This is a genomic window from Chloroflexota bacterium (genome assembly GCA_016219275.1).
Classification (GTDB): Bacteria; Chloroflexota; Anaerolineae; order UBA4142; family UBA4142; genus JACRBM01.
In genome coordinates this window covers 1-23,782 of sequence record JACRBM010000037.1, presented here as the reverse complement: position 1 = coordinate 23,782, position 23,782 = coordinate 1, and the positions used below count along the sequence as shown (strand labels likewise).

Below are 23,782 nucleotides of genomic sequence, written 5' to 3'. Positions count from 1 at the left end.
GCAAAACACCGTGCAATAGTTTGACTAAAATCGTGCTCTCTGCTATACTGGTTGCGCTGTTGGAGGAGTGCCGGAGTGGACTATCGGCGCCGCCTTGAAAGCGGATGGGTCTAAAGCCACGGAGGTTCGAATCCTTCCTCCTCCGTCGGATTGGAAGTTAGATGTTGGAAGTTAGAAATTAGAGCGTCCGGTTCCGACGGTGTTTTCCAATCTCCAACCTCCAACATCCAAAACCTGGAGGGGTCGCATAGCCTGGTCTAGTGCGGTCGCCTGCTAAGTGACTATAGGGGTCCTAAAAGCTTCTATCGCGGGTTCAAATCCCGCCCCCTCCGCCAGTTTAGTGCAATAGTTCGATAGTGCAATAGTTGAATCGTCTGTCGTTATCAACTATCGCACTATTGCACTAGCAAACTCTCGAACTAACTCCCCGTAGCGCAATTGGATAGCGCGCAGCCCTGCGGAGGCTGAGGTTGCGAGTTCAAGCCTCGCCGGGGAGGCAGTGCAACGCCGAGTCGCGATTCGCGGCTCGGCGTTTTGCATTCCGCGTGATTGTGTGTAAAATATCTGCCGCGCTCCGCGTCGTGAAATTCGCAAAGGAGTACAGATGCGCGATTGGTTAAACGACCTCCGCCGATTGCAGGTGATTAGCGCGGTACTGGCGCTCATCGGTTTGCTCGATTCGATTTATTTGTTGTGGACGAAACTAACGCAGAATCTCATCGTGTGCGGACTGGGTGAATGCGAGACCGTCCAGGCAAGTCCGTACTCGTCTCTGCTCGGCGTTCCCGTCTCGGCGATTGGCATCGCGGGATACGCGACCTTGCTCGCGCTCGCGGGGTGGGCGTTCTTCGCGCGCGATGATGCGCCGGTATGGCTCACCGACATTCGCTTGATGTGCACCGGCGTCGGCTTGTTTTTCGCCGTGTATCTCTCGGTGATCGAATTGTTCGTGCTTCACGCGATCTGCGGTTGGTGCGTGTTACAACAGGTCGCGATTCTCGGAATTCTTCTCGGCTTGTTGATCGAGCGACGTATCGAACGCGCGTGACGCGCGCGGATATTTTCGCATCGCCGCGACCTGTGGTATAATGCGCCTCGAACTTGTCCAGCAAAGGAGTGGCTGTGGATTTCTTTCCTTCGTCCGTCGCGTTTAGCATTCCGCTTCCCGACGGCGGATCGTTTCCGATTTACTGGTACGGCATTGTGATCGTGCTCGGCGCGCTCGCCGGCGCATACATCGCGAGCATCGAAGCCAAGCGGCGCGGGATAGACCCCGATCACGTGTGGAATGCCTTGCTTGCCGCGTTGATTCTCGGCGTGATCGGCGCGCGTTTGTATCACGTCATCTCATCGCCGACGGGCACGAACATCGGGTTCGACTATTACCTGCAAAACCCGATCGAGATTTTGAACTTTCGCTCCGGCGGCTTGGGCATCTATGGCGCGGTCGCGGGCGGCATCCTGGGTATCTATTTGTATGCGCGGTACACCAAGATCAACTTCCTGCAACTCGTTGATCTCGCGATGCCGGGACTGGCGCTCGGTCAAGCGATAGGACGCTGGGGCAATTTTTTCAACCAAGAATTGTACGGCTACCCGACCGATTTGGCATGGGGCATCAAGATTGATGCCGCACATCGCTTGCCGATTTTCAGCGACCTCGACAAATACCCGGTGGACACGACGCGCTTTCATCCGACGTTTTTGTACGAATCGTTGCTGATGATCGCCGTCACGATTGCCCTGGTCGTGATCGTGCGCCGCTGGCAGAACGCCAAGCTTGGCGATATGCTGTTGCTGTGGGGTATGTTCTACGGCGTAGTACGTTTCCTCACCGAATTTCAACGTCCCGATGCGTGGTTGATTAGCGGCGTAGCGACCGCGCAAATCATCGGCATGATTATGGTGGTGGTCTGTGGTGTGATGTTGATCTATCGTCACACGGGACCCAGCAAGGCGGAACTGGCGGCGCAACGCGCGCGCCAACGCCGACGCCAACAACAATCGCGCTAGAATGAAAAGAGACGAGGCGAATGCCCCGTCTCTTTTTTTCTCGGCTCTCCCGACTTGAGCGGAACAGCATTTGTAAACCACAGATTACACAGATTACACTGATCATAAAATCTGTGTAATCTGTGGTTATTCTCCAGTTCAAATCGGAAGAACTTTTTTCTTTTTCAAAACAAATGATCCTCGACCACACGCGCCGGTCCGCCCGGCGCGTTCATCATTACCTGTTGCACCTCGGCGAGTTGGCGCGCGCGTGCAACGACCTCCTCCGCGTCTTTGCCCTCACAAATCAAATGCACGTTCGGTCCGGCATCGAGCGTAAAATAAACCGCGAGTCCCTCCGCGCGCCACGCGTGCGCGGCTTGAATCACGCGCACCATCGCGGGCGACCAATAATAAATCGGCGGGGTCGAGGTCATCGCGATTATGTGCAACTCGACTGCGTCTTCTTCGAGCGCGGGACCGAGCAGCGCTAAATCTTTGGCAAACAGAGCGCGGCGCACGCGTTGCAAACGCAACGGCAACGCGCGGAGGCGTTCGTCTATGAAATGACTCGTCTGTGCGCGATTATGCCCATCGCTCGACCCAACTTTTTTCTCCTCCGTGCTCACAATCGCGATCACATCGCGCAAATCCCAAAAATCCGCCGGTGCGAGACTGACCGCGTACGAATTCGCGTGTTCCGTGCCCGCCATCCACTCGACGAACCCGTCGGGAATCGAACGGCACGCTGAGCCGGACCCTTGCCGCGCCAGCATCGAAAGCTCGCGTTCATTCAGGCTCAAACCGGCGGCGCGCGTCGCGGCGAGCGAGAGCGCGGCGAATGCGCTGGCGCTCGATGCCATGCCGGTGCCGGTCGGAAAATTATTTTGCGACGCGACGCGCGCGCGCGTTTCGATTTTGGCGCGCGCGCGGATGCGGTCGAGATGCGCGATCACGCGCGCGCGCACTGCAACACTGGCTGGTTCATTCGCCAACGTAACCGAATCGTCGTTGAGCATCGCGTTAAACGCAACCGTCGTCGTCGTCGTCGCGTGATCGAGATTCATCGAAATCGAGTTGTTCAACGGCACGCGGTACGTTGCATCGCGATTGCCCCAGTATTTGATGAACGCGATGTTACTTTTTGCCTCAGCGGTAGCTTTTTGCAACATTTGTTCTCGATCACCTTTTCAAAAATTTCTTGGAGCAGTATACCACGCTCGTATTACACGGCAAAATAAGGAAAAATAGGACAGTGTAGCATCGCTACCGAAACACCGCTCAATTTTACCGAAGAGGCGCGGAGAACGCGGACGCTCTGCGAATCTTGAAAAACTCTGCGCTCTCCCCTGGCACTTGCGTTCCCGCCAGGGCAAGTGTGCGTCTCGGTGGTGAGTTAACAAAACGTCGGTGGGCTTGCTACAGTCTCAAAAATAGCGCTCGCGGGCATTCTGGAGTACGCGATTCGCAGTGACAGTCGGACATTGACCAAGCCCTAATTCGCAATTCTAACTGCTTGACAAACAGATGATATGATGGTATGATTGTATTACAAAGTAGAGAAGAAAGAGGTGTTTCCAATTGGGACGCGTTGTCAAAAAAAACTTGGCCGATGGGGTCATTGACGAGATCCGGCGCATGATGGAAAGCGGCGAGCTGAAAGTGGGTGACAAGTTGCCCAATCAGTACGAACTCGCCGCCAAACTGGGTGTTAGCCGCCCCTGTTTGCGCGAAGCGTTCCACACTCTTGCTCTGATGGGTGTGATCGAGCAGGCGCCGGGAATAGGAACTGTGCTGCGGCGGCAAGTTCCTGAAATGCCGCCCAATCGCTTTGCCCTCCCTCTGGTCTCCGATGCGGCAGGAACGCGAGAACTGATCGAGGCGCGCCGATTCATCGAAGTCGGGATGGTGGAGTTGGCGGTCCAAAAAGCGACTGACGCCCAAATCCAACAGATGGGAGACCTGGTCGAGGAAATGTCTGACGCGATCAAGAGTAACAACCTCACCGAATATATCGCAAAGGATACCGCTTTCCATCATCTCATTGCGGAGGCATCCAACAATCATTTCATTGCCAATGTATTTACCGATGTTCGCAATTCCATGGATCAGTTCATTACGGAATCCTTCAGCGTCCTTCCCGGCATGTCCGAGCGATCCTTGACCGCGCATCGGCGAATCTATCAAGCGATCAAATACAGGGATCGGGAAAAGGCAATCAAGGAAATGACCCGCCACATCCTAGAAGTGCAAGAGGCAATCGAACGCTATTACGGCGCGGCGATGAAGAAAGACCTCGCACAACAATCTCCTAAAGAACGAGCAAAAGCCAAGTAACAGATTGAGTCATTCGGGGAGAACAATGTTCATCGATCAGGAAAAATGCAAAGGATGCGCCAAGTGCATTCCCTATTGCCCAGTGAGTGCGATCATCGCCTTCAAGAGAGATAAAGCCCAGGGGATTGACGCACACGCCATCATCGTGAGCGACGAATGTGTTGAATGTGGCGCGTGCTATCGGGCGAAGTTATGCGCCACAAACGCGATTGTGCGTGATACTCTGCCATATCCGCGAGTTTTGCGGCAGCTCTTCAGCGATCCATGGTTCTCCCACCCCGGCACCGATATTCCGGGCAGGGGTACGGAGGAGATGAAAACGAACGAAGTCACTGGTCGCTTTTGGGATGGCTATATCGGGATCGGATTGGAGTTCGGGCGACCGGCGCTGGGATGTAGATTAAAGGAAACCGAAAAAGCGTTCAAGCGCCTGTTGCCCTTGGGTTTTGTGCTCGAGCCAAAGAATCCCCTCACTCAATTGATCGCCGATCCGAAGACGGGTGCGCTGAAACCCGAAGTGCGGGAAGAAAAAGTTCTCTCGGCAATTGTCGAAGGCATCGTGCCATTAGAGAACGCCGAGCGCGTATTCCAGACAGTCAAAGAACTTGCCGAGGAAATAGACACAGTGTTTAGTCTGGATGTGATCGGCAAGGTAACTCCTGATGGGAAGATCCCCGCGCGCGATGCGATGAAAGAAGCCGGCTTTGAGCCATCGCTTGCCGGCAAGACAAACGTTGGACTGGGACGCCCTCTGTTTAAGAATCCACAACAAGGATAATCCACAGTGACTCACACACTGCACCGCAAAGGCGAGGCGCATGATCTGAGTGACGATCACGTTCTCCTCGCAATGGCGGCGACCGGCATTACGCACAAAGGTTCCGCCGAAACCAAACGCAAGATGTTCGAGCTTTTAGCAAAGCATCCTCATGTCAACTGCGGCGATGTCAAGACCGGCAGTCTATACAATTCCGATTTTGAAAGCATCCGCGCCGGCTTTCAAGACACCTCCGTACTCCATTATGTCTTCCCCGATAAAGAGACCGTGATTCGCGTTCTGGAAGACCTTCAAGCCGCCGACCTGGGACTCTCGGTGGTGATTACGGGTCTCTTCGACGACACACAAGCGGCGTGCCAAAAGTCAGGACTGCCGATGCACACCGTCGAATACTCCGGCGGCATTTTGGGCAAGACAGACCAACTCGCCCCGGACCCAATTTTGGAAATCACCACCATGTGCGGGCATGGACTCGTCGCCGCGAACCTCGTCCTCGAAAATGTCAAGCTAATTCGAAAAGGGAAAAAGACCTGCGCCGCTGCCGCTGCTGAAATTGCTGCGCCGTGTTTGTGCGGCATTTTCAATCCCAAGCGCGCCGAACGATTGCTTGCGAAACTTGTTTAAGAATCAATAAGACAGAAACCAGGTTTCTCCGCGAAGCGGAAACCTGGTTTCTGGCGAACCAATTCACCTGGAGGTCTCTATCGCATGATTGAACCAATCCAACCCGTATCGGACTGGCAGCACGGTGTCGGTCAAGTCAAGATGATCATCAACGGAGAATCCGTGGAAGCCGCGAGCGGCAAGTGGCTCTCCGTTGAGAATCCGGCACACAAAGGAACCGCCGCCGGGCAAGTTCCCAAAGCCGGTGCCGCCGAAGTTGATCAAGCCGTTAAAGCCGCCGCCGATGCCTTCCCCGGCTGGAAAAACACCCCTGCGCGCGAACGCGGCAAAGCACTGCTCAAGATCGCCGACGCGATTGAAAGCTGCAAGGAAGATTTCGCTCGATTGTATTCGATTGAAACGGGCAACGCCATCGCCACCCAGTCGCGCAATGAGACGATGCAGACGGCGGACATCTTTCGCTACTTTGGCGGCGTTGCCAGCGAGATCAAAGGCGAAGTTCTCCCGCTCGGTGAGCAACTCTTTAGTTATTCGCGCCGCGAACCCCTGGGAGTTGTGGGCGGGATCGTTCCCTGGAATGCGCCACTGGCGCTGGGCGCGCTGAAAATCTCGATGGCAATCACGCCCGGCAACACCCTCGTTCTCAAACCATCTGTAGAAGCGCCTCTCGCGACGATCAAACTGGTCGAACTCTGCCAACGCTTTCTGCCCAAAGGTGTTCTCAATATCGTTACCGGCAGTGGTTCCGAATGTGGCGAAGCGCTGATCCATCATCCGATGATCGCCAAGCTGACCTTCACCGGCTCGACGGAAGTCGGCAGAAACGTCATGCGCGCGGCGACGGAGCGCATCATCCCGGTCTCGCTCGAACTCGGCGGAAAAAGTCCGCAGATTGTTTTTGCGGACGCCAACGATGATGCCACGGTTGCAAACGTGATCAACGGTATGCGCGTCGTGCGTCAAGGACAGTCCTGCACCGCTGGCACTCGGCTTTACCTGCACGAATCCATCTTTGATTCTTTCATCGAAAAGCTCGTGACCAAACTGCGCGCGTTCAAAATCGGCGAGCCGCTGGATGACACGACCCAGGTGGGCGCTATCGTCAACGAAAATCAGTACAACACCATCTTGGACTATATCGCCGATGGTCTCGAACAACCGGGCGCAAAAGCCGTGTGCGGTGGGATGCCGCCAAAAACATTGCCGTTCACGGAAGGGTACTTTGTCGAACCGACGGTTTTTGTTGGTGTGCAGAATGACTGGCGGATCGTTCGAGAAGAGATTTTTGGTCCCGTCCTCGTCGTCATCCCCTGGAAAGACGAAGCCGAGGTCATTCGGATGGCGAACGACAGTCACTATGGCTTGGCGGCGTTCATCTACACTCACGATATTTCCAAAGCGCTGCGCACCGCTCACCAAATCGAATCAGGTTTCGTGCAGGTCAACCAGGGCGGCGGCATCGTCCCCGGCAACTCGTATGGCGGTTTCAAACAGAGCGGTATCGGACGCGAGTGGTCGCTGGAAGGCATGCTCGAGGGTTTCACTCAGCGCAAAAGCGTCACCGTCAACCTGGGTTACTAACTCACCTTATACCCAATTGTCATTTCGACGAGCGGAGCGAGGAGAAATCTCTAGTGAAAAAATAGATTTCTCGCTACGCTCGAAATGACAGTGCGTAACATCAGTTACCAAGTCGAAGGAGGAGAAAGATTTATTTATGAGTGACAACAATTCCCATGCTGATCCACGATTCATCGAGCAGGTTGACCTGAGCGATGTAATTCTCACCCGTTTTCAGCCCGGCGATGATCTGTTTCAGATGCTGACCAAAACCGTCAAAGACCAGGGCTGGGAGCGCGCGGCGATCATTTCCGGCATCGGCAGTCTCGAAGATGTGGTCTTTGTCGCGCCCAAGCCGGCGTTCTCGATTCCGGTCATTCCAGCGGAGAACCTGAACCGAATCGAGATGAAGGGTCCGTTTGAACTGATGAGCGTCGAAGGCAACATCGTTCCCCTGGTGGGTGAATTTGGCAACCTGAAGCACGGCGACTCGGTGCTGCACATCCACTGTCTCTTGTCCCACGGCAAAGGCGAACTGACCGGCGGGCACATGGTCGCTGCCAAGGTTTTCACCACAACCGAAATCTTTATCGCCAACGTCAAGAACTCGAACGTCAAAAAGAAAAAGAGCGAGGTCACCGGTCTTATGGAGTTCAGGAACGATTTGTAAACAAGACAAACTGCAAGTGTCTTGGAGACGCTGCCGTCTTCGAGAATTTGATTGAACGCAATCTCACCTTAGCAAGGAGGCTACCACAATGAGTACCACGAAACGACTTGTCGGAATGATCGTATTAATGACAATTTTGTTCGTATTGTCAGCTTGCGCCGCAACACCTACCCCGGCTCCCACCCCTGTTCCAAACACACCTGTCCCAGCAGTCAAGCCCACTAGTGCGCCGACGATTGCGGCGACAGCCGCACCGACGACTGCGCCCACCGCGCCGCCCCCACCTGCCGGGACGGTCAAGATCGGCGCGATGTACTCTCTCACCGGATCGGGCGCTGCCATCGGCACCGGTCAAATGGAAGGCGCGAAGATGGCGATTGACGAAATCAACAAGAACGGCGGCATCAACATCGGCGGCGTCAAGATGAAGATCGAAGGCGTGTTCCGCGACGACGAATCCAATCCCCAAGTCGCAGTGGCGCGCTTTAACGAAATCGTCAAAGACCAGAAAGCCACCGCGCTCGTCGCCGGCTCGATGGGGAATATCTCGGTCGCGCTCAATGAAGAAGTCAAAAAGACCAAGACCTTGTTCATCGCCACCAACGGTGTGCCCGAAGACTTTTTCAAGAAAGAGGTCAAAGCCCCCACATCGCTCTGCATCGTCGCCGCATCGGAATGGGCAGGACGTGGCGCGGCTGCTTACATGGTTGACCAAATGAAAGCCAAGCGCATCGCCAACTTTATGCCCGACTATTCGATCGGTCAGGGTACGATGAAGGGTTTTGAAGCGGTGATGAAGGATCGCAAAGGCGTCGAGTTTACGACGATCTGGCATCCGGTCAATAGCCCGGACTTGACAAGCTATCTCATCAAATCGCTTGAATACAAACCCGATGTGGTGTTCGTCGGATCGTGGGGCGCGGATGCGGTCAACGCCCTCAAGCAAGCCCTGGAAATGGGCGCGGGCAAAAAAGCCCCGCTGTTCCACTTTTGGTTGATGAACGCGTTTGCGACTGGCATCCCGGCAAACGCGATGGAAGGCGTCAAGGGTCAGATGTTCTGGTACCATGACATGCGCGGATTCAGCGACGCCGATGTGGTCAAAGCGTCCGAAGAATTTGTCACGAAATGGATGCAAGGTCGGAAAGAGCCGCCGGATCCGTACGCGATGAGCACGTACTACGGCGTCATGGAAATCGCACGCGCGATGGAACTGTCCAAGTCCACCGACCCGGACAAGATGTATGCCGCGCTGATGGATAACCCAGATTGGAAAGGTGCGAAAGGTCCAGCCAAGTGGCGCAAAGACGGCGCAGTCGTCTACAAATATTCGACCTGGATCGTCGCGGGCAAAGGGGCAGCCGAGCGCAAGAGCGATCGCTACGATGCCAAGTTCGACTTTGCCAAGATCGTTGATGTGTACAGCGGCGATGCGTTCGTCCCGCCGTTGAGCGCGATGGGATACTAGGGTGTTCAGACCCTAAGGGTTTTGGAAACCCTTAGGGTCTCTCCCCGACGAGAAGATATGAACGCGCTGATCGCCACTCAGAAACTGACCAAACGCTTTAATGGCTTGACGGCTGTCAACCAAGTTGATTTTGGTGTTCACGAAGGGCAAACCTCCGGCATAATCGGACCTAATGGGTCTGGCAAAACGACGCTGTTCAATCTGCTCTCCGGATATTTTCCTCCATCCGATGGTGCAATTGCTTTCGAGGGGCGCGACATCACACGCATTGCGCCTCACGAGCGCGTCAAACTGGGTGTCGGTCGAACTTTTCAATTGGTTTCGGTGTTCACCTCGCTGACGGTGTGGGAAAACTTGGTGCTAACGAACGTCCGCTTTCAACGCGCGGAAATGTCGCCGCCGCGTTTCTTTTTCCGTTCGGCGCAGCGCACCAAAATTCTGGAAAGTTGCGCACAGGCACTTGACTGGGTGGGACTCACCGACAAAGCAAACGCGAGCGTCGCCGAACTTTCGTACGGCGACAAGCGCATGTTGGAGATTGCGGTCGTCCTCTCGCTGAAACCGCGCTTGCTGTTGTTGGATGAACCGCTCGCTGGGTTGAGCGATCACGAGATCGCGCAAGTCGCCGCGCTGATTCAGCGCATCAAGACCGAACGCACGGTCGTGATCATCGAACACAAGATTTCCAAGATCGTGGATTTGGTCGAACGATTAGTTGTGATGAATGAGGGTCGGCTCATTTGCGATGGCGTACCCGATGTCGTGCTGCGCGACCCGCAAGTTCGAGAATGTTATTGGGGCAAGGAGGAGTAACGTGCTGCAAATCCGTGACCTGGGTGTCGCGTATGGTCACGCCCGAGTGATCCACAATCTCAACTTGACCCTGAATCCCGGCGAGATGGTTTTTATCGTGGGGCGCAACGGCGCGGGCAAAACCACGCTGCTCAAAACCATCGCCGGCTTGCTCAAGCCGATCAATGGGACGATCACGTACAACGATCAGTCCATCCCCGGTCAACCGCCGGAGAAATTAGCGCGCATGGGTTTTCGCTTTGTGGCGCAGGACAAGAAAGTATTCAGCGAATTGTCCGTACGTTCAAACATCGAACTTGCCGCATACGGCGCGGGTGAATCAATGGACAAGGCGTGGAGCAAGGTCACCCAGCTCTACCCCAAGATCGAAGAATTCCGCGACATGCCGGCGGGCAATTTGTCCGGCGGGCAACGCGAAATTTTGTTGATTGGTCGTGCACTGGTCGGCGATCCCAAGGTCTTGTTGATTGACGAACCCACCGAGGGTTTGGCGGCAATTGTGATCCAGGATATTTTCCGGATTCTAAGCTCCATGCGCAACGCGGTTTCTGCGATCATCGTGGAGCAGAATCTGTCAATCGTCAAGCGGCTGGCAGACCGCATCTACGTGATGAAGGAAGGCAACCTCATTTGCGAAATCGCCGACAGAGCCGCTATCGTCGATTCAGCTCAATTGGAGACGTACTTGTGAACATGCCTGCCGACTTGCGTGCTGTTTCGCATCTTGCGCGTTCCCTTTCGCCTCTTTCGCGTCCTCCGCGTTGGAAAATCTTTGGAGAGTTAGCTCTCATCGTCGTTGGTATCCTGTTGCTCTCGACAACGATCAAACTGCACTGGCTCACCGACTTTATCATTTTCTTCATTATTGTATTGAGCTTTGATTTGCTTTATGGGTACATGGGGCATCTCAGTTTTGGTCACATGTTATACTATGGCGCTGGCGCGTATGGCACGGGGCTGTTTCTCGTCAATGCCGGAAAAAATCCGATTGCCGCGCTGTTCGTTGGCGTTGCAGTGGCGGCGATCTTGTCGGCAGTCCTGGGTCTCATCGTCATGCGGACGCACGGCGCATCGTTCGCGTTGATCAACATGGCGTTCAACGAAATTGGATTCTTTATCATCCGGTCGCCGCTTGCCAAGTTCACGCGCGGCGACGATGGATTGTCTTGCAACGCCGAAAAGCTTTTCGGGATCGTTGATCTCAACGACGATTTGTCGGCATTTCTCTTTGTCGGGATCGTACTGCTCCTGGTTTTTGCATTTCTGCGAGTGTTGACGACTTCGCCGTTCGGCATCCTCGTGCGTTCGATCAAAGAAAACGAAAAGCGCGTGGCGTTTTTTGGATACGACACGTTCCGCAGCAAGTGGATTGTCTTCGTCATCAGTTCCACGCTCGCCGCGCTCGCTGGCGGTATCTTCACGCTGGTACGCGGATTCCTCAGCCCCCAGGTGATCAGTCCCTTTGGAAATGTGGAAGTTATTTTCGCCGTGTTGATCGGCGGCGCGGGCAATCTCTACGGCGCGTTGATCGGTGGCGCGATCTTTATGCTCATCAAAAACTTTTTGCCAGTCGCGATCCCAGAATTGTCGAAGGTTGTCGGTGTAAAACTGCCGCAATGGGAAATGTGGCTAGGCATCATCCTACTGATCATTGTATTCGCGATGCGCAAAGGTGTGGTCGGCGTGATTCGCACCCAATGGCACTATCGTTTTCGCGTGGCAAGGAACGCGCCATGATTCAGACGATCGTTTACGGATTCACCATCGGCGCGATCCTTTACTTTTTCTCCGTTGGACTTGCGCTCACCTTCGGCACGATGCGGATTATCAACTTTGCGCATGGCATGGTGTACGCGGTCGGCGTCTACCTCTTTATCGCGTTTCTAAAAGTTTTCGACGATTCCTTCCTCCTCGCGCTGGCGGCAAGTGTGATCGTCATGCTGCCGGTGGCGTACCTCATCGAGCGATTTATCATTCGGCGTTTGTACGGCGAAGGGCTGGATTATGCGATCATTGCGACGTATGGCGTTTTGCTGATCGGCACCGACGCGATTAAAATGCTCTGGGGCACGACTTCGCAACCGGTCAACGATCCGGTTGGGATTTCGATTGAGGTGGCTGATTTTGGTCTGCCGGTGTACCGGATCGCGATCTTTATCTGCGCGGTGGTATTGTTTCTCGCGCTCCGGCTTTTCTTCAAACGATCCATCATCGGCAAAATTGTCATCGCCGCGTTAGAGGACAGCGATGGAGTACGCTGCCTGGGTTTGGACGTGAACAAGTACTTTAGCATCATTTTTGTATTAGGCAGCGCGCTCGCGGTTCTGGGCGGCATCCTCTACGCGCCGATTTCGTCCGCAGAACCGTACATGGGTTTTCATATTCTGCTCCTCGCCTTCGCGGTGGTGATCGTCGGCGGCATGGGAAATCTCAACGGTACGTTCATCGCCGCGCTGGCGCTGGGGATGGTCATGGCGATCACCGGGCGGTTCTGGTCGCAGGCAGCCAACGCAATGGTGTTCATCGTAATGGCGCTTGTGCTTATCGTTCGCTCTAGAAGATTGACCCAGGATTAGTTAATGATCAAAGGTATCGGACACATCGGCATTTTTGTAACGAATATCGAAGCGGCGGTTGAGTCATTCTGCAAAACTTTCGATCTCGAAATGCCGGCGATTAAGGATGTGCCGGACCGAAGCATGAGGGTTGCCGTGATTTCCTGGGGCGCAGCCATGCTCGAATTGGTCGAGGATTACTCGAAGGATGGTTCGGTCGCGCGCATGGTCGGCGAGCGCGGAAGTTTCATTCATCACTTCTGTCTGCTGTCGGATAACATCGAAACCGATATCGCGAATCTGCAAAGCAAAGGCGCGCAAATGGCGACGCCACAGCCAGTCCTGGGTCTGCGCGGAAAACGAATCGCGTTTATCAAATCCGGAATCTTGGACAACGTTCCTATTGAGTTGTCCGACCCGTAACATTCATAATGTCAGAAGCCGATGGACGGCGGTCAGTGGTCTCGGACGGAATTCGTCCGCGTCGTCGGCGGTCTATTTTTCAAGGAGGAAAAACCATGATGAAAGGTGTTTGGCACAAGGTTTTGAAAGTTGACCTGTCGAAAGGTGAATGTCACACCGAGAATGTGCCGGATGGAGTCTACCAATATTTTATGGGCGGGAGCGGTCTCGTCGCGTACTACCTCTGGAAAGAGTGCCAAGCCGGCACGGGACCGTTCGATCCGGAAAACCGGTTGATCATGGCGGCGGGTCCGCTATCCGGTTCACGGCAAAGCGGTGCAGCCAAGTGGAGCGCCGGTGCGATCGGTCCGGCGATCAAGATGAACGTCGAATCGTCTGCGACCGGCTCCTGGGGCATGGAGATGAAGGCGTGCGGTATTGATGCGCTGGTGATTTCGGGTAAAGCGGCAAGCCCGGTCTACATCAAAGTCTCCGACGATGGCGCGGAGATCAAGGACGCCGCGCACATCTGGGGCAAGGATGCCTACGAAGCGGAGGACATTATCCGCGCAGCCGAAGGCGACAAGTTTGAAGTCGCCAGCACCGGGATCGCCGGGGAACGACTGGCGCGTTATGCGAATGTGCAGACCGCCAAGAAATCGTACCTGGGACGCTGCGGCTTGGGCGCGGTCATGGGGTCCAAGAATTTGAAAGCCATCGCCGTACACGGAACCCAGGAATGCGAATATCACGATCTGGATAAAATCAAGGAACTGAACAAAGCCCTCCACAAACGCATGTTGGATCAGCAATCGCTCAAACCCAAAGAGTTTCAGATCTCGTGGTTGGGTACGGCTATGGCAACCGCATTGTTTGCTCCGCAAGGTAATCTGCCGATCAAGAATTACCAGCTCGCCGATTTTCCGGAAGGCGTGGCGAACCTGGGTGGCAGACCATACGTGGAAAAACTCAACGCCAAACCCTGGCCCTGCCGCTATTGCGTGATCCAATGTCACAACAAGTGCGAGGTGCTAGAGGGACCTTATGCGTACAAGGGTAAAGGACCAGAGTACGAATCGTTTGCGATGATGGGGTTCAACCTCTTGGTCTCCAATCAAGAAGCCGTGGCATACGCAGGCGAGTTAGCCAACATCTATTCCTTGGACACGATCAGTCTCGGCGGCGTCCTCGCTTGGGCGATGGAATCGTACGAAAAGGGTGTTCTCACGAAAGAAGATACGTATGGCATCGATCTGACTTGGGGCAACGCCGATGCGATGGTCGAGATGGTCAAGAAAATCGGCGAGCGCGCGGAAGGATTGGGCTGGTGGCTGGGCGAGGGTTGCCAAGCCGCCGCGGCGCACTATGGCAAGGGATCCGAAGACTGGGCGGTGGCGATGAAGGGACAAGAAATCGCCGCGCACAACTGGCGCGCGCAGTACATCAGCGCGCTGAATTATTGCACCGGCGTCGCGGCGGGTCCCAACCACGAACGCGGCAACAGCCAGCACATCTGGGTCGGTCACATCATGCTGCCGGAATGGGGAATCGATCATGTCGAGAACGCGGAACGCTGGTCTTGGGAGAAGGCGGCGGAGCGCAACGCCAAGTTCCATGATTACTGCAACGTGATCAACTCAGCGGTACATTGCAAGTTCCAGGAATTTGCCTCCTACAACCTGACCGATCTGCTCGGCGTAATCAACTCTGCCACCGGACTCGAGTGGAGCCAGGATGACTTGCGCCATTGCGGCGAGCGCATCACCACACTCCAGAAAATTCTCAACATCCGCTACGGGTGGCAGAAGGCAGACGATTTCAGTTATCCAAAACGATTCATGGAGCCAGTGGATTCTGGTCCGGCGGCAGGAAAAATACCCGAGGGCTTGGACCAAGCGATCCTCGACTATTACGCTCATCGGCAGTGGGATAGTGAAGGCAAGCCGACCCAGGAATTGATCGAGCGATTGGGAATGCAAGCATACGCGGAATAAAAGTGATGCGTGATACGTGATGCGTGAAACGTAAAACGTGAAGCGTAAAACGTAAAACGATTAGATGAAAATCTTTGCGACGGTCGGCGGTCCGCCGTCGGCGGTCGTATTTTCAGGAGAGCTTTTCGTGGCAAAGACAAAATTGATGATTCACGATTTCTATCGCATGAAACAAGCCGGCGAAAAAATTTGCTGGCTCACGTCCTACGATTATCCCACCGCCCAGTTCGCCGAAGCGGCGGGCATGGACATGATCCTGGTTGGCGATTCGCTCGGCATGTGCGTCTACGGCTATTCGGGCACCGTGCCGGTGACGATGGATCAGTGCATCGTCCACTGCGAAGCCGTCCGTCGCGGCGCGCCGAACACATTCGTCATCGGCGACATGCCGTTTCTCAGTTACCAGGTTTCGGTCGAGGGTGCCGTCCTTAATGCTGGGCGCTTTTTCAAAGAAGCCGGGATGGACGCGATCAAGTTGGAAGGCGGCGTGCGCGTGGCGCGTCAAATCGAAGCGATCACGAATGCCGGCATCGTCGTCATCGGACACATCGGGTTGACGCCGCAAAGTTCCGGGCAACTCGGCGGGCACAAGGCGCAGGGTCGCACCGCGGACAGCGCGCAACTCGTCGTCGAAGACGCGCTCGCCGTCGAAAAAGCCGGCGCGAAGATGCTGCTGGTGGAAGCTGTGCCGCCGGAGGTCACCGCATACATCACCCAGACGCTCACGATCCCGGTTCTCTCGATTGGCGCGGGTCCGCATTGCGATGGGCAGTTGTTGATCGTGAGCGATCTGATCGGGCAGTTCCAAGCATTCACGCCCAAGTTCGTCAAGAAATATTGCAACGTCGCCGAGGTGATCACCAATGCGATGAAGGCATATTGCGAAGATGTTCGCGCCGGCACGTTCCCCGGCGAGGAACACTGCTATCGCATGATCGAAGGCGAGCATGACAAGTTCATGGCACGTATGAAAAAATAAGCTGCACTGCCTCACCCCACTCCCTCAACCCCCTCTCCCCTCTCCTGATGTAGTTCAATCAGGAGAGGGGAGAGGGGGCGAAGGGGGTGAGGAGGGCTTGAGGAATTACTCAATGGAAAATTTGCGCGATCGTGTACGTATCGAAGAAGAACGTTTAGTCGAAGTGAATGCGGTTCTCGCCGATCCGAACAACGAGTCGGTCAACCGGCTGCTAGAAATCGTAGAGCGCTATGGCGGACCCCAGGCAATCAACGCTAAAGCCGCCGACGCGCGCAAGCCGGAAAATCTCATGGCGCGTTTGAAAGAGATGCAATCGCCCTATGTGGCTGATCTGGAATGGCTCGCCGCGCAGCGCGACACTGGAGCATTCATCTCCATGTTCGACTACTACCAGAGTCGTGGGATCAATCCTGCCGCAATCAACACAAAAAATGCCGTGACGCTGGAAATCAGCGCACTGCAATATTTTCCCTGGTTGATCGCCGAAGCCAAACAAGCAATTGAAAAACGCGAGTTGATGCCCGGTCGCTACATCCGTGTGCGAAACATGAAAGAGCAACGCAAGGACCATGGCGATATTCTGGCAACCGCGCTGGCGGTGCAGATCGTCGGCGCGACGTACGTGGAAACGCTGGATACCAAGGGGACCGATGGCAGCAATATCCACCTGGGAGGACCGGACACGATCACCGGCTACTTTGGTGGAGTTGGTCAGCCCAATGACTATCCTTTCAAATGGGTGGACGAGTTTCTCTATCACTACACCACCTACGGCGTGCGCCAAGTCCTCAACATCAACCCCGGCACGGTGCTCGCCGGATACTTGCTTTACAAGTTAGGTGTGGACATCGAGTTCAAGATTTCCGTGTTCATGGGAAACGACAATCCGCTTTCGGTGTTGTGGACGTTGATGACCGCCAAACTATTTTCGCGGCAGGACGACACAACCAGTCTCATCGGATTCAATCTTTCCAACTCGGTCAACAACGACACCATCATCCAGTCTGCGAAACTAAGACGAGCGCTTGGTTTGGAAGACAAGGTGCGTTTCGAGCATCACATCACGGAAACCTGGAAATCAATCGTGCGGCAGCCGTACAATCGCCGGGACGAATTGGTGGAACTGGCAAAGGTCGTGCCGAACATCTCAGCGAAGCACGAAGGCGGCGAAGTCGAAACCGAAAAATGTCGCGAGCATCCATCGGACATTCTGGATTATTTTGCCGCCAAAGCCGATGTCGAAGCGAAAGGATTGATGCCGGCGCTTCTCAGAAACTATTTAGACAAACACGATTCGGTGAACTTGACGGCAGATGCTTTGATTTGCGCGGGAATTGGAGTCGTTGCGGCGAGCAACTTGCACCAATCGTGAAAGGTGAGTTCGTGAGCGATGCGAACGACCGGTACAAAAAGCAGATCATTTTTCACGGTCTCGGTCTGGAGGGGCAAGCGCGGCTGAGATCGTCGTCGGTGTTGATCGCCGGGGTAGGCGCACTCGGCAGTACCCTGGCGCACCTGCTCGTTCGCGCGGGAGTGGGGCGCGTGCGACTGGTTGACCGCGATCGTGTGGAACTGGGAAACTTGCACCGCCAGATTCTTTTCGACGAGGAGGATGTGGCACAGAACGCTTTCAAAGCGGAAGCGGCGGGTCGCAAGTTGCGATTGGTGAACAGTCAAGTTCAGATTCAAGCCGAGGTGCTGGAAATTTCGCAGAGCAACATCGATCAACTGATGACAGACACCGACCTGATTCTCGATGCTTTGGACAATATCGCGACCCGGCTCATTCTTAACGACGCCGCCATTCGATTGCGCAAGCCGTGGATTCACTGCGGCGTGCTGGGAAGCAAAGGGACTGTGTTGCTTACGATTCCCGGACGTACACCCTGCTTACGTTGTCTCTTCCCCAATATCCAGCCCAGCGACAATATCCCTTGGCTTGATACCGTCGGGATTCTCGGAACCATTCCAACTTTTGCCGCCACGCTTGCCGCTAACGAAGCGCTCAAGTTTCTGTCCGGAAACCACACGTCCCTGGCGCAGGGAATGATCCAATTCGATCTATGGCGCAACGAGTTCGAGATCATTCCCTTGCAGGGACCGTCCAAAGATTGTGTCTGCGCGATGTCTACGTACGAATAGAGGAAGCTATGCGAGTTCTCATCGGGTCGCCAGGTTGCGATATTCCGCCGGGCGCGCCGCTGTCCGATCTGGTCGCGGCGTATGAGGAAAAACTGGCGGATGATCCTATGATCAAAACGCTCAAAGCAAAAACCGGCAAGAGCTACCTGGTCTTTATCATCAACGGCGTGGTCATCAAACCGGACATGTTCGATCAAATCCGCTTGAACGCTGGAGACGACGTGCGCATCCAACACCCCTACTTTGGCGGTTGAATCAATCCGAATTTCGTGGACCTCAAGCTCAGAAATCACACGAGCCAACTTCAATAATGCAGTTAAAAAATCCGCGCTTGGAGAAGCGCGGATTTTTGACCTTTCAGGTCAGCGGAATAGGAAAGGCATTCACGCTGGCACCACGAGTTCCCAGACTAATCACCAAACGCGCGGTCAAAGTACCGGGCAATATGTTTGTCAATTGACTGTTTGATGAACGCGATATTACTTTTCGCTTTAGCGGTGGCTTTTTGAATTGGCATTTGTTTTGTTCGTCCCTACTTTGATTGAATCATAGTATAACACGCGTATCGGGTAGGGCAAAATAGGATCGTAGCTCCTCAATGGTGGAACATCAGAGACCATTTGAAGGATAAACCCGGCATGAGGATTCTAATTTATGCAAAACCAAGAGCGGCGACGAATCCGCTCTTGGTTTTGCTATGGCGCGCACTTGATTTGACCAGACGACTAATTGACTTTCGGACTATTTTCTTGCTGCCGCGTTTCTGTACATGTCTGTTCTCGCAAAAATGCGAACAGCATTTCCAGCGACGCAAAACCGCGCCGCTCGCCGGAGTGCGGATCTTCGAGCGAAGCGCGCCAAGTCGTTTCTCCGTTGTCGCGCACTTGCCACAAGCGCAACATATATGCGAGATAGCGCGGTTCCTGGGTCGTCATCGCGGTTTCCAGTGGCAGACCCTTCGGGTTTAAGACCCGAAGGGTCTTTCAAAAACTCAGCGAGCGGATGCAAGCAAAGCGATGAACTTTTGGGTCAACTCGGTGGTTCCATCAGGGCGTGCCGCCGACGCCATCTTGGGACAAGTCCCCGAAGTGACGATGTTCCCGTCTTGGACGACGCCTGCGCCTTTGAATATGCCTCCGGCTTTGGGAATGTAATTTTCATAACCGGGGTTTATCGCGAATTGTTTGCCATTCAAAACACCGGCGGCGGCCAATGTAAAAACACCAGTGAGCTGGGCAGCAACCGGCTTTCCTTGTGCGACTGCTTTTTTTACAATCTCGGCAGCGTCAGGGGGAACTTTGAACTCGGACGAGATGGGCGCCAAGCATGGCACGATGACACCGGCATAGTCGTCTACTTGGACATCTGCCAATTTCAGATCCGGTTTCAGAGTTGTTGCGCTTCCCACAAGGGGCTGACCTGAAGCCGACGCCACGACTACTTTGTAGCTCGCCTTTTCAAGCGTACTAACCATCACGCCAACTTCTTTGGTTAGCACAAGTTCCATGTCCTCCGATTTTTCCGACGCGAGGATCAGCAGGATTTTTTTTGGAGGCGCCGTCTTGGCTTGCGCCGCCGCCATCGCGGCTTGGATCTTTGCAAGCGATTCTGGCGTCACGGTAATCGTTTGAGACTTGATCCTGCCTCCCACGAACACGGCTTCCTCAATCGTGACGAGCGGGGCGACACCCATTTTCTTGTACGAATCCGTGGAAAACGTGCAGGTGTAGGTGATCTTGTCGCTTACCGCCCTGACGTTGCTCAACTCAACGCTAAAGTGGTCGGCGATCAAGCCCTTGTAAAAATCACGGATCTGTTCTTTGCCGGTCCGCACGCCCGACGTACCCGCTGGCGGAGGCGTTTGGGTTTGAGTCGCGTCATCCGCGAAGAAAGCCATTGCCGCATCGACGTTCCCGGCATTGAGCGTGTCTACCAGGACTTTGATCAGCGACGCGGGATCGGGCGGCGGCACGGGCGTTGGCGCCGGCGTGGCGCACGCGCCAAATGCGATAACGTAGAGCACGATGGCACAAATCAAAAACAGTTTCGTTTTCATTTTCTCCCCCTTGAATTGGAAATCAAAAGTTCAGCTTGACTATACCAAGCGAACGTAGGGAGAACGTAGGGAGGATGTAGGGAATTGAGAAATGTATAACCCTGGGGTATAATTGGATTGCCAATCAGTGTGCATTTAACTCCATCACGTTGCGCTATAACTCGGTTGCTCAAGCCAGTTAGCGCTTGACTCGGAGGAGGGAAGCCATGCCGCATCTCGCGCTTTCTTTGCTGGGAGCGTTTCAGGCAATGTTGGACGGCGAACCGATCACGAGCTTTGAATCGCACAAAGTGCGCGCGCTCCTCGCGTACCTTGCCGTCGAAAACGATCGTCCTCACGCGCGCGAGACATTGGCGGGCTTGCTGTGGCCCGATTTCCCCAACCGCGAGGCGCTGCGCAACTTGCGCCTCGCGCTCTCCAATCTCCGCCAAGCCATCGGCGACCACCGCGCCATACCTCCCTTCTTGCTGATCACGCGCGACACGATTCAATTCAACGCGGCAAGTGATTACACTCTCGATGCCATGACTTGGCTCCTGCAGACAACGGTCCAATCTCCAATCCTTCACTCCGTTCAGGACAGCGTCTCTAATCTCCAATCTCTAGTCTCTACCTATCGCGGCAAATTCCTCGATGGGTTCTCCTGCGACAGCGCGCCGGTTGAAGAGTGGCTGTTGCTCAAGCGCGAGCAAATCGGACAACAGGTTTTGCGCACGCTGCGCGATTTAACCGCGCACTCTGAAGAACGCGGCGAATACGAACTCGCGCAGAACTACGCGCGCCAACAACTCGAACTTGAACCGTGGGACGAACACGCGCATGGGCAATTGATGCGCGCGCTCGCGTACAGTGGATTGCGCAGCGCCGCGCTCGCGCAGTACGAAACTTGTCGGCGTTTGTTGAAGCAAGAGTTAGGCGTCGAGCCATCGCGCGAAACAGTCGCGTTGTACGAGAGCATCCGCGATGGGACACTTAAAACGCGCGCACCGACAAACGTGCCGCTGCCGCTCACCAGTTTTGTCGGGCGGCAAAACGAGATGGTCGAGGTCAAGCGATTACTCACGACCACGCGGTTGCTGACACTCACCGGCGCGGGCGGCTGCGGCAAAACGCGGCTCGCGTTGCAGGTGGCAACTGAACTCGCAATGGAAGAACGCTTTCAGCACGGCGTGTGGTGGGTTGATCTCGCCGCACTGAGCGATCCCGCGCTCGTGACACAATCGGTTGCGATGGTGTTTAATTTGAGCGAATCGCCGGGGATGTCGCTGCGGGTTGTCCTCACGAATTATTTGCGCGCGAAAGAATTGTTGCTCGTCGCTGATAATTGCGAGCATCTGCTCGACGCGTGCGCACAGTTGATCGGAACCCTATTGAGCGCGTGTCCCAAGTTGCAAATTGTGGCGACGAGCCGCGAGCCGTTGAATATAAGCGGCGAAACGGTTTGGCGCGTGCCGTCGCTCGCGCTCCCCGACCCTGCGCGGATTCCGCCGCTTGCGCAACTTCGACAGTATGATGCGATCCAACTTTTCGTCGAGCGCGCGCTGGTGGTCACAGCGAATTGGCGACTTGCGGAAAACGCTGCGCCAGTCGCGCAAGTGTGCGCGCGGTTGGATGGCATTCCGCTTGCGATCGAACTGGCAACCGCGCGGCTGAAGGTTTTATCGGCGGAGCAGATCGCGACGCGGCTGGATGATCGTTTCACTCTGCTGACCGGTGGCAGTCGGACCGCATTGCCGCGTCATCAAACGCTGCGCGCAACGATGGATTGGAGTTACGATTTGCTGTCGGACGCGGAGCGGTCTTTGCTTCGGAGGTTGTCTGTTTTTGCAGGCGGCTTTTCGTTGGAAGCAATCGAAGCAGTGGTCAGTGGTCAGTGGTCAGTGGACAGCAATCTGACCACTGACCACCATCCCCTGTCCACTGTGCTTGATTTGCTCACCGCACTCTTGGACAAATCCCTCATCGTTGTAGAGCAAAGAGACAATGCGACGCGCTATCGTTTGCTCGAAACTATGCGGCAGTACGCCCGCGAAAAATTGGCGGAAGCAAACGAATCCGAAATCTACGCCCGGCGGCATTGCGATTGGTTCCTCCGATTCGCGGAACAAGCCGAACCCCATGTGCTCGCCAGCGAACAACTGGAATGGTGCGAGCGGCTGGAGCGCGATATGGAAAACTTGCGCGCCGCGCTGACATGGTCGCTTGGGCAAACGGATCACGCTAGGGGCGAGATGGCGCTGCGCCTTGCCAGAGCGCTGGCGTGGTTCTGGATCTTCCGCGGCTACTGGAATGAGGCGCACACCTGGATGGAACGAGCTCTAGAGAATCGCGTCATCGTGTGGGCAAGGGCTGGCACACTCTTGGGATTGGGCGGATTGGAATTTTTGATGGGCAAGCCGGCGAAAGGTGAGGGATTGCTTGAGGAGAGTCTCGCGCTGTACAGACAATTCGAAGACAAAGAAGGTATCGCCATCGCGGCGAGTTTATTGGGAGGATTCGCCATGCGCGATCCGACAAGGGCAAACGTGTTGTTTGAAGAAGCGCACGCGCTCGCGCAGGAATTGAACGTTGAATGGCTCTCGGCGAGAACTTACATCGGGCACGGCATGTTTGCCCATCGTCATGGCGATCTCTCACGCGCGTCCACACTGTACGCGTCCGCGCTCGATCATGCGCGACGGTCAGGCAACCGGTGGTTCATCGGTAATGCGCTGGAATACTGGGGCGATGTTGCGCTGACGCAGGGTGATCTCGATCACGCGGCGGCTCTTTTCACCGAGAGTCTGGAGGTGCGCCGCGAACTCGGGAACAAGAATGCTATGGCGAATGATCTTTTCAGTTTGGGAACCATCGCGCTCCGTCGCCAGGATGGTCGTCAGGCAGAAACGCTTTATCAGCAAGCGTTGGCGCTTCGCCGCGAGATGGGGAATACGCGCGGAATCCTCGAATGTCTCCGGGCATTCAGCCGAGTGGCGGCGACGGAACAGCGCTACGAACACGCCGCGCGACTCCTTGGCGCGACGGCGGCACTGCGCGAGATGCTGAACGACAAAGACCGCCGCTCGTTTGAGGAGGACGTGAGCGCGGTGCGCGCACAACTAGGTGAAGCGGCATTTGAAACCGCGCGGGCGGCGGGACGCGCAATGTCGTTGGAACAAGCCATCGAGTACGCGCTGGAGAATGTGGAAACAACTGCTTGAAAGTCAAACAAACGGAAAACTAGCCCGCGCTCAATTGAGCGCGGGCGTTTGATTTATCCGATTTGCTCATCTTTCTCCTCGTATAATAGATTTGCACGAACAGGGTGTCCCAGAGAAAATGACTCGGCGTTTCGACGGGTCACGTGGGCAGTTCTTTTTCTCCATGTTGGCTCGTGACTTCTTTTCAAAGACTGTTACCCACGCCGAGCGGT

At 55.1% G+C, this 23,782-nt stretch carries 22 protein-coding genes and 3 tRNA genes; 22 read left to right on the top strand and 3 right to left on the bottom strand.

The window, feature by feature from the left end; all coding sequences use genetic code 11:
- The first annotated feature begins 61 nt into the window (after positions 1-61).
- The 5 genes from HY868_07970 to lgt all read left to right on the top strand — a co-directional run bounded on the left by HY868_07970 (position 62) and on the right by lgt (position 2,013).
- Positions 62-145: transfer RNA gene (locus tag HY868_07970), tRNA-Ser, on the top strand.
- 91 nt (positions 146-236) lie between these two features.
- Positions 237-335 (top strand) — tRNA-Ser (locus HY868_07965).
- Between the two features lie 88 nt (positions 336-423).
- Positions 424-497, top strand: a tRNA-Arg gene (locus HY868_07960).
- A 107-nt stretch (positions 498-604) separates the two neighbouring features.
- Positions 605-1,048, top strand: a complete 444-nt coding sequence (locus tag HY868_07955) for a vitamin K epoxide reductase family protein (GenBank protein MBI5302057.1) — start codon at positions 605-607, stop codon at positions 1,046-1,048.
- Between the two features lie 74 nt (positions 1,049-1,122).
- Positions 1,123-2,013, top strand: coding sequence for a prolipoprotein diacylglyceryl transferase (gene lgt, locus HY868_07950; protein ID MBI5302056.1), 891 nt, complete (start codon positions 1,123-1,125; stop codon positions 2,011-2,013).
- A gap of 164 nt (positions 2,014-2,177) precedes the next feature.
- On the opposite strand, the gene mvaD is transcribed toward lgt, so the two are convergent.
- Positions 2,178-3,164 carry a diphosphomevalonate decarboxylase gene (gene mvaD, locus HY868_07945; GenBank protein ID MBI5302055.1) on the bottom strand — a complete coding sequence of 329 codons (987 nt, stop codon included), beginning with the start codon at positions 3,162-3,164 and terminating at the stop codon, positions 2,178-2,180.
- A 409-nt stretch (positions 3,165-3,573) separates the two neighbouring features.
- Here mvaD and HY868_07940 point away from each other — a divergent pair, with 409 nt between their 5' ends.
- The 16 genes from HY868_07940 to HY868_07865 all read left to right on the top strand — a co-directional run bounded on the left by HY868_07940 (position 3,574) and on the right by HY868_07865 (position 18,568).
- On the top strand, positions 3,574-4,329 hold the full coding sequence (locus tag HY868_07940; protein ID MBI5302054.1) for a FadR family transcriptional regulator: 756 nt from the start codon (positions 3,574-3,576) through the stop codon (positions 4,327-4,329).
- A 25-nt stretch (positions 4,330-4,354) separates the two neighbouring features.
- On the top strand, positions 4,355-5,107 hold the full coding sequence (locus tag HY868_07935; GenBank protein ID MBI5302053.1) for a 4Fe-4S binding protein: 753 nt from the start codon (positions 4,355-4,357) through the stop codon (positions 5,105-5,107).
- Between the two features lie 6 nt (positions 5,108-5,113).
- On the top strand, positions 5,114-5,731 hold the full coding sequence (locus HY868_07930; GenBank protein MBI5302052.1) for a hypothetical protein: 618 nt from the start codon (positions 5,114-5,116) through the stop codon (positions 5,729-5,731).
- An 84-nt stretch (positions 5,732-5,815) separates the two neighbouring features.
- Entirely contained in the window at positions 5,816-7,312 is a 1,497-nt protein-coding gene (locus HY868_07925) for an aldehyde dehydrogenase family protein (protein ID MBI5302051.1), read from the top strand.
- A 136-nt stretch (positions 7,313-7,448) separates the two neighbouring features.
- On the top strand, positions 7,449-7,961 hold the full coding sequence (locus HY868_07920; protein MBI5302050.1) for a DUF296 domain-containing protein: 513 nt from the start codon (positions 7,449-7,451) through the stop codon (positions 7,959-7,961).
- 88 nt (positions 7,962-8,049) lie between these two features.
- The gene (locus tag HY868_07915; protein ID MBI5302049.1) at positions 8,050-9,429 is read left to right on the top strand and encodes an ABC transporter substrate-binding protein; all 1,380 of its coding nucleotides are present in this window, start codon (positions 8,050-8,052) and stop codon (positions 9,427-9,429) included.
- Between the two features lie 84 nt (positions 9,430-9,513).
- On the top strand, positions 9,514-10,242 hold the full coding sequence (locus HY868_07910) for an ABC transporter ATP-binding protein (protein MBI5302048.1): 729 nt from the start codon (positions 9,514-9,516) through the stop codon (positions 10,240-10,242).
- 1 nt (position 10,243) lies between these two features.
- The gene (locus HY868_07905) at positions 10,244-10,933 is read left to right on the top strand and encodes an ATP-binding cassette domain-containing protein (GenBank protein MBI5302047.1); all 690 of its coding nucleotides are present in this window, start codon (positions 10,244-10,246) and stop codon (positions 10,931-10,933) included.
- Positions 10,930-11,979, top strand: coding sequence for a branched-chain amino acid ABC transporter permease (locus HY868_07900; protein ID MBI5302046.1), 1,050 nt, complete (start codon positions 10,930-10,932; stop codon positions 11,977-11,979). Before HY868_07905 ends, HY868_07900 begins: the two co-directional genes overlap by 4 nt.
- Positions 11,976-12,818: a branched-chain amino acid ABC transporter permease gene (locus tag HY868_07895; GenBank protein ID MBI5302045.1), complete on the top strand. Its 843-nt coding sequence runs from the start codon at positions 11,976-11,978 to the stop codon at positions 12,816-12,818. The genes HY868_07900 and HY868_07895 overlap by 4 nt, the downstream gene beginning before the upstream one ends.
- Before the next feature lie 3 nt (positions 12,819-12,821).
- A complete protein-coding gene (locus HY868_07890) occupies positions 12,822-13,220 on the top strand; it encodes a VOC family protein (protein MBI5302044.1) in 399 nt (132 codons plus the stop codon).
- Between the two features lie 95 nt (positions 13,221-13,315).
- Complete coding sequence (locus HY868_07885) at positions 13,316-15,193, top strand: aldehyde ferredoxin oxidoreductase family protein (protein ID MBI5302043.1); 1,878 nt, start codon at positions 13,316-13,318, stop codon at positions 15,191-15,193.
- 127 nt (positions 15,194-15,320) lie between these two features.
- Positions 15,321-16,172, top strand: coding sequence for a 3-methyl-2-oxobutanoate hydroxymethyltransferase (gene panB / locus HY868_07880; protein MBI5302042.1), 852 nt, complete (start codon positions 15,321-15,323; stop codon positions 16,170-16,172).
- A 112-nt stretch (positions 16,173-16,284) separates the two neighbouring features.
- Entirely contained in the window at positions 16,285-17,544 is a 1,260-nt protein-coding gene (locus HY868_07875; protein ID MBI5302041.1) for a hypothetical protein, read from the top strand.
- A gap of 11 nt (positions 17,545-17,555) precedes the next feature.
- A complete protein-coding gene (locus tag HY868_07870) occupies positions 17,556-18,314 on the top strand; it encodes a HesA/MoeB/ThiF family protein (protein MBI5302040.1) in 759 nt (252 codons plus the stop codon).
- Between the two features lie 8 nt (positions 18,315-18,322).
- Complete coding sequence (locus HY868_07865; protein ID MBI5302039.1) at positions 18,323-18,568, top strand: hypothetical protein; 246 nt, start codon at positions 18,323-18,325, stop codon at positions 18,566-18,568.
- A 471-nt stretch (positions 18,569-19,039) separates the two neighbouring features.
- Here HY868_07865 and HY868_07860 read toward each other — a convergent pair whose 3' ends face one another.
- Positions 19,040-19,249: a hypothetical protein gene (locus HY868_07860; GenBank protein ID MBI5302038.1), complete on the bottom strand. Its 210-nt coding sequence runs from the start codon at positions 19,247-19,249 to the stop codon at positions 19,040-19,042.
- Between the two features lie 56 nt (positions 19,250-19,305).
- The gene (locus HY868_07855; GenBank protein ID MBI5302037.1) at positions 19,306-20,370 is read right to left on the bottom strand and encodes a DJ-1/PfpI family protein; all 1,065 of its coding nucleotides are present in this window, start codon (positions 20,368-20,370) and stop codon (positions 19,306-19,308) included.
- A gap of 206 nt (positions 20,371-20,576) precedes the next feature.
- On the opposite strand from HY868_07855, the gene HY868_07850 reads away from it, so the two are divergent.
- Positions 20,577-23,570: a tetratricopeptide repeat protein gene (locus tag HY868_07850; protein ID MBI5302036.1), complete on the top strand. Its 2,994-nt coding sequence runs from the start codon at positions 20,577-20,579 to the stop codon at positions 23,568-23,570.
- The last annotated feature ends 212 nt before the right edge of the window (positions 23,571-23,782 follow it).

Excerpts from the sequence above, each read along its gene's own strand:
- HY868_07955 (MBI5302057.1), top strand. The coding sequence starts at position 605 with ATGCGCGATTGGTTAAACGACCTCCGCCGATTGCAGGTGATTAGCGCG.
- mvaD (MBI5302055.1), bottom strand. The coding sequence starts at position 3,164 with ATGTTGCAAAAAGCTACCGCTGAGGCAAAAAGTAACATCGCGTTCATC.
- HY868_07935 (MBI5302053.1), top strand. The coding sequence starts at position 4,355 with ATGTTCATCGATCAGGAAAAATGCAAAGGATGCGCCAAGTGCATTCCC.
- HY868_07925 (MBI5302051.1), top strand. The coding sequence starts at position 5,816 with ATGATTGAACCAATCCAACCCGTATCGGACTGGCAGCACGGTGTCGGT.
- HY868_07920 (MBI5302050.1), top strand. The coding sequence starts at position 7,449 with ATGAGTGACAACAATTCCCATGCTGATCCACGATTCATCGAGCAGGTT.
- HY868_07915 (MBI5302049.1), top strand. The coding sequence starts at position 8,050 with ATGAGTACCACGAAACGACTTGTCGGAATGATCGTATTAATGACAATT.
- HY868_07895 (MBI5302045.1), top strand. The coding sequence starts at position 11,976 with ATGATTCAGACGATCGTTTACGGATTCACCATCGGCGCGATCCTTTAC.
- HY868_07890 (MBI5302044.1), top strand. The coding sequence starts at position 12,822 with ATGATCAAAGGTATCGGACACATCGGCATTTTTGTAACGAATATCGAA.
- HY868_07885 (MBI5302043.1), top strand. The coding sequence starts at position 13,316 with ATGATGAAAGGTGTTTGGCACAAGGTTTTGAAAGTTGACCTGTCGAAA.
- HY868_07875 (MBI5302041.1), top strand. The coding sequence starts at position 16,285 with ATGGAAAATTTGCGCGATCGTGTACGTATCGAAGAAGAACGTTTAGTC.
- HY868_07865 (MBI5302039.1), top strand. The coding sequence starts at position 18,323 with ATGCGAGTTCTCATCGGGTCGCCAGGTTGCGATATTCCGCCGGGCGCG.
- HY868_07860 (MBI5302038.1), bottom strand. The coding sequence starts at position 19,249 with ATGACGACCCAGGAACCGCGCTATCTCGCATATATGTTGCGCTTGTGG.
- HY868_07855 (MBI5302037.1), bottom strand. The coding sequence starts at position 20,370 with ATGAAAACGAAACTGTTTTTGATTTGTGCCATCGTGCTCTACGTTATC.
- HY868_07850 (MBI5302036.1), top strand. The coding sequence starts at position 20,577 with ATGCCGCATCTCGCGCTTTCTTTGCTGGGAGCGTTTCAGGCAATGTTG.